7 protein-coding genes and 1 pseudogene are annotated in these 5,369 nt (G+C 46.0%); 2 read left to right on the forward strand and 6 right to left on the reverse strand.

Annotated features, from left to right (window positions below; translation table 11 throughout):
• Window positions 1-9 precede the first annotated feature (9 nt).
• Complete coding sequence (locus B5F17_RS14195) at window positions 10-156, forward strand: transposase (RefSeq protein ID WP_275532139.1); 147 nt, start codon at window positions 10-12, stop codon at window positions 154-156.
• Between the two features lie 216 nt (window positions 157-372).
• On the opposite strand, the gene B5F17_RS14200 is transcribed toward B5F17_RS14195, so the two are convergent.
• The 6 genes and pseudogenes from B5F17_RS14200 to B5F17_RS14925 form a co-directional block, all read right to left on the reverse strand.
• A complete protein-coding gene (locus B5F17_RS14200; protein ID WP_206396745.1) occupies window positions 373-1,173 on the reverse strand; it encodes a DUF368 domain-containing protein in 801 nt (266 codons plus the stop codon).
• 46 nt (window positions 1,174-1,219) lie between these two features.
• On the reverse strand, window positions 1,220-1,888 hold the full coding sequence (locus B5F17_RS14205; protein ID WP_058962896.1) for a potassium channel family protein: 669 nt from the start codon (window positions 1,886-1,888) through the stop codon (window positions 1,220-1,222).
• Window positions 1,889-1,906: 18 nt separating this feature from the next.
• Window positions 1,907-3,202, reverse strand: a complete 1,296-nt coding sequence (locus tag B5F17_RS14210) for a TrkH family potassium uptake protein (protein WP_087185441.1) — start codon at window positions 3,200-3,202, stop codon at window positions 1,907-1,909.
• A gap of 10 nt (window positions 3,203-3,212) precedes the next feature.
• Complete coding sequence (locus B5F17_RS15185; RefSeq protein ID WP_162608200.1) at window positions 3,213-3,500, reverse strand: DUF47 domain-containing protein; 288 nt, start codon at window positions 3,498-3,500, stop codon at window positions 3,213-3,215.
• Window positions 3,494-3,670 (reverse strand): DUF47 family protein, encoded by a 177-nt coding sequence (locus B5F17_RS15365; protein ID WP_407922600.1) that lies wholly within the window; start codon window positions 3,668-3,670, stop codon window positions 3,494-3,496. Before B5F17_RS15365 ends, B5F17_RS15185 begins: the two co-directional genes overlap by 7 nt.
• A gap of 145 nt (window positions 3,671-3,815) precedes the next feature.
• Window positions 3,816-3,992: pseudogene (locus B5F17_RS14925) on the reverse strand (inorganic phosphate transporter); the annotation flags it as partial.
• A gap of 359 nt (window positions 3,993-4,351) precedes the next feature.
• Between B5F17_RS14925 and B5F17_RS14220 the strand changes: the two are divergent.
• On the forward strand, window positions 4,352-5,369 hold a 1,018-nt coding region (locus tag B5F17_RS14220), incomplete at its 3' end, for an ISL3 family transposase (protein WP_087374882.1).

Below are 5,369 nucleotides of genomic sequence, written 5' to 3' on the forward strand. Positions count from 1 at the left end.
TACCACCGCATTACCAACGCTGTCTGTGAGGGTATTAACTCCATGATACAGGCAGCCAAACGGAAAGCCCGTGGCTTTAATACCTATGAGGGCTTTGCCTCGATGATTTACCTCGTTGTTGGTAAACTCCAACTCGCTGTCCCTAACCCTTTCTAAATACTCCTATCCACTAAAACGGGAGTAGAGCCTTTATTTGTATGCTTTGTGCGGGAAAATAGCATTTATACCGGTTCGGTCGACATGGGGATTGTCCTTTTTCCATACATCCCCGGAAAATGCGATGCGAATCCTTACGGTGTAGATGGCTCATGGGACATAACGATAGAGCATCTATTAATTTCTGCTGCTGAAAAGAGATTTGTCAAGTTCTTTTTATTTTTCCTCTTTTGTGATAACACCATTATGTGAAAGCAAATAGATTATGAAAAAGCCGCCTAAGCCGGCTGCGATACATACTATTAACTCCCTCCAAGCGGGGATTCCAGGGAAAATACTGGCGACGGATCCAAGGATGAAGCCAAGGATGACCAAATATGTAAATCGCGGGTAGCGCATCATTGCTTTTTCTAATAACTTGGCTGTTAAAATAATACCAAAGATACCTCCTAACAACATGGGAATCAGAAAAGACAGTTGAAATGTTTGAATGGCCGTTATTGTTTCGTCATACAACCCTAACAACAGCAGAAAATAAGATACGCTGACACCGGGAAGAAGCAGTGCGATTGCGGCAATTGCTCCTGCGGCGAACAAACTCAAAAATCCTGATAATCCAGTTAATTGTCCAATATTTTCCGAACGGAACGGAAATACTGATATGCCGACAACAATCAGTACGCCAAGAGAAATATACGCAGGGACTCTCCATGAGAACGCATGAATTTTTGATTCGCGGATTATCATGGGAATTCCCCCAATCACTGCTCCTATAAAGAAATACATCGTCGGTTTCGGGTATGTAGTTATTAAATAAGAGATCGGATTTGAAAGCAACGCCATTCCGACCATTGCCCCAATACAAAACACAAACAGGAAGCAAAAGTTCCTGCTTTTTTTCTGACGAAATGAGCTGACGGCGGAAATAAGAGAACTATAGATGCCAAGAATCATGGCCATTGAACCGCCGCTGACACCCGGAACCAACATCGTTCCGCCGACAATACACCCTTTCACAGCGATGGAAAAGTAGTTTTTCCAATGCCGCGTTATTCGCCGTGGTTCATTGGATATCCTCCTCAAAATGTTCCAAATTTTTAATCTGTCCAACGACATTGATCACATCACCTTCACGGAAGCAATATTCCGCCGCAAAATTCACATCTGTATGGCCGTCATGTTCAACGGCGATAATGTTTACTCCATAACGGCGGCGGATGTTCATATCCTGAATGGTCGTGCCAATCAGTTTTTGAGACACCTGGATACGGCGCACCTCAGCATTGCCGCTCAATGCGATAGAATCCAGAAAACTATTATACAGCAGTCCTTTGCCAAGCCGTATCGCCATATCTCTCTCAGGGTATACGACCGATGCTCCCAGTTGTTTGAGCGCTTCGCCATGAATAAAGCTTGTTGCCTTTGCTATGACATGTCCGACGCCCATTTTCAATACTGTCATGGTTGCAAGAATGCTGACATCAATTTGTTCTCCAATACATATCGCAACAACTTCACAGTTCTGAATCCCGGCCTCTTCAAGGGTCATTTGTTCCAGATTATCAACAACCAAAGCCATTTCCGTAAAGCGCCTGGCCTCTCGTACCCGCGTCTCGTCCTTATCGATAGCGATGACTTCTTTTCCCGCTGATGCAAGGCACTCCACCAGCGCCATACCAAAACGCCCCAACCCTATAATTCCGTAGGAATTTGCATTATTTTTCTTTTTCATTTTACACTTCTCCTTGTGTTATCCAATTGTGATAGATTCTTCCGTATAACGGATATTGGGCAAAGGACGATCTATCCAGAGCGTCAGCAAGGTAAACGCACCGACGCGTCCGGCAAACATCGTGAAAATTAACACCAGTTTGCTTGCCACACCGAGATCCGGCGTGATTCCAGTAGAAAGACCCACTGTACCAAACGCGGATACTTCTTCGAACATAAGCTGCACAAAACTGTATTCCGGCTCCAGCACACAGAGCAAAAACGTTCCGCCGCATACCAACAGCATGGAAAGCAGCGTAACGGTGCACGCCTTAGAGAACACTTCAAATGGGATACTGCGACGAAATGCGCCGATATGACGTTTGGTAAACAAGCTCCGTACATGCTGCACCAAAACAAAAAATGTACTTGTCTTGATACCACCGCCCGTAGAGCCAGGCGAGGCGCCAATAAACATCAGTACGATCAAGGTGAATAAGCCTGCATTGGTAAACTCGCCAATGGGATAGGTAGAAAATCCTGCCGTACGTGCAGATACGCTCTGAAAAAACGCACCCATCCATGTCACATTCTCGGTTGCCTTTAAAAGCAGCGTACCGCCCAAAAGCAGAGCAAGCGTTGTTGACAAGACCACTTTGGAATGAAGAGTCAATTTCCGGAAGGACCGTTTTTTCAATATGTCTAAAATTACAAGAAAACCCAGTCCGCCGAAAATGATCAGGCCACATGTAGTCAAGTTCAGCAGAACATTGCTTTGATATGGGATTAAATTTCTCAAGCCGCCCAGAATGTCAAAGCCGGAGTTGTTGAAGGCGGCGATGGAGTGGAAAATGCTGATCCAAAGCGCTTTCAGGACGGGGTAATCCTGCACAAATACGATGAAGCTCAAAATAACACCTGCCAGTTCAAAGCAGAAGGTCATGAGTAAAACCGCTTTAACAAGCCGGACAATGCCCTTGATCCCATCTATATTCAGGGCCTCTTTGACCAGGATCCGCCCTTTGATTCCGATATTTTTTCTCGCAGCCAAAATCAGTCCTACACCAATGGATGTAACGCCCAATCCGCCGATCTGGATCAGGGCAGCAACGACTACCTGACCAAAGAAGGTGAAGTGATCCGCAACGTCAATGGAAATCAAACCTGTCACGCAAACTGCACTGGTCGAGGTAAAAAGGGCGTCGATGAAATGTACCTTCGCATCATTTCGCACCGATACTGGCAGCATAAGTAAAAGTGCCCCAATCAATATCACCAGGGCAAACCCTATGGCAATTAATCGCCCTGGAGGTTGTTTTTTTATCTTCGCAAGCATATTTTTCTCCTCATCTGTTTTTCATAACAACGCTTTCCACAATATCTGCAATATGTTCACAGGTATCTGCACATTTTTCCAGATAGAGATAAATTTCCCGCCATACGAGAATATGCAACGGATCGATGTTTGTTCCGTGCAGACGGTACATACAGGAGATGAACAGTTCGTCCGATTCTTCCTCCAGACTGTTAATTCGAACAATGCATTCGTGGAGTTTCTTGGAATGTTTGAAATGTGGAAATTCTTCCATCAATAAGCAGATTTCCTCACAGCAGCGGATAAGTACATCTACCATCTGGAGTCTTCACGTATGTCAGAAATATGATTGTAATAGATTCGAATCAGAACATCTTCAATTTTGTCGGTAAGATCATCCATGTTCTGGCTAATCTGCACCAAGTCCTCCCGATCAATGGGCGTAATAAACGCTTTCACCAAGGTGTTTATCTTTGCTGTCGCCAGCATGCTCAATCTTATGCATTTCGTCCAGCTTTTCTTTTAAAGCTGTCGCATCAAAGTGCTCCAGGGTGTCTCTTAAAAAATACGCGGCTCGTCGTGAGCAATCTGCACAGTCCATAAAATTCTGAAAATAAAAAGAATCTTGTTTTTTCGACATTAAAATGGCGCTGCGCACACGCATACATCGAGTCGTGATGCATGTTGCGATAGCGTTGGGCGCATCGGTCCAACCGTTTACAAAAATCACGCCCAATGTAAATAATACTGTGATGCATAAGATCGGACTTGATGAGACCCCTTCAAGAAATGCACTAAAAGAAAAATCCACAATTTCCCTCCTCAAATCATTGGCAAAAAAAGAAGGCAGACCCTTCTGTGAGAAGTTCTGCCTTCTGTGCTTAATCAAATATCAGCAACTAATTTTTGATTAAAAACATTTTGGAATAAATAGAGATGCAAAAAGCTCTCTATGACAGACTCCACCACTTATTCCATTTTATCATATTATCACAATATCTATATAATGTCAAGTGTGAGTGATCGCAGTCACTTCATTCTTTTTATCCGCTTCAAGATTTGCTCCATAGCGGCAATATTCTTGCGGCCTTTTCGTTGATATTTTTCGGCTCTACTCCAAAGTTAGTGGATAAAGGGATTTTGTGATATACTCTCTAGGGGGTGATACAGATGATAGCTAACTTTCCTGACATGATAGCCGGATCTCTCAACCTGAGTGAACCGTGGTATGTTGAGGGGGCGGAGTTTTCACCGGAGAAGAAAGAAGTCCACATCTATGTCAATGTCCGGGAGGGCGCAGAGTTTGCCTGTCCTTCCTGCGGAGGTGCCACTGTACGCAATGGATATGAGCCAACAGAGCGTGTTTGGCGGCATGGGGACTGTCTGTTCTACCCGTCCTTCGTCCATTGCAAGCGGCCCCGGGTGAGGTGTCCGCATTGCGGCACAAAGCAGATAAGCGCGCCGTTTGAGCGGAAGAATAGCCGGTTTACCTTGCTATTTGAGGGGTACGCCATGCTTATCCTTGCCGATATGCCGCGGGCAAAGGCAGCGGAAATCCTCCGCTGCAACGAAAAGTCCCTGTCCGCCATCCTCTCCTACTGGGTGAACGAGGCCGTGAGCCGTCAGGACTTGAAGGGGTTAGTGAGGCTCGCCGTTGACGAAACCTCCCGGCTCCGGGGACACGACTATGTTACTGTCTTTGTTGACGCAGACCGGCGGCGTGTCATTGATGTGGAACAAGGCAGAGAGAAAAGCGTTATCTCCACCTTTGCCGAGAAACTAGAGAAACACGGCGGTTCCAAAGAGGCTGTCTGTGCTGTTACGAGTGATATGTCCAAGTCCTATCTGCCTGGCATCGCTGAGAACTTCCCGAATGCCCTGAGCGTGATTGACAAGTTCCATGTCAAGCAGATACTCACCAACGCCCTCGATATGGTACGCAAGGAGGAGCAGAAGTCATCCGAAGCCAAGCAGGCCCTCTTTCAGGGCCGCAGGCTGTTCATGATACCCAGAGGACGAATGTCAGAACAGCAGGTCGCCAAGCTGGACTCCCTCTCCAAGCGGTATCCTAAGACCGGTAAGGCATACAGCATTGTTGCTGCCCTGGATGACTTCTACGCTTGCTATACGGTGGAGGAAGCAAGGAACGCCTTTGACTCTCTCTATTCCTGGATGCGCCGTTGCCGGT

It is taken from the genome of Butyricicoccus pullicaecorum, assembly GCF_002160355.1.
In the GTDB taxonomy this organism is placed as follows: Bacteria; Bacillota; Clostridia; order Oscillospirales; family Butyricicoccaceae; genus Butyricicoccus; species Butyricicoccus pullicaecorum.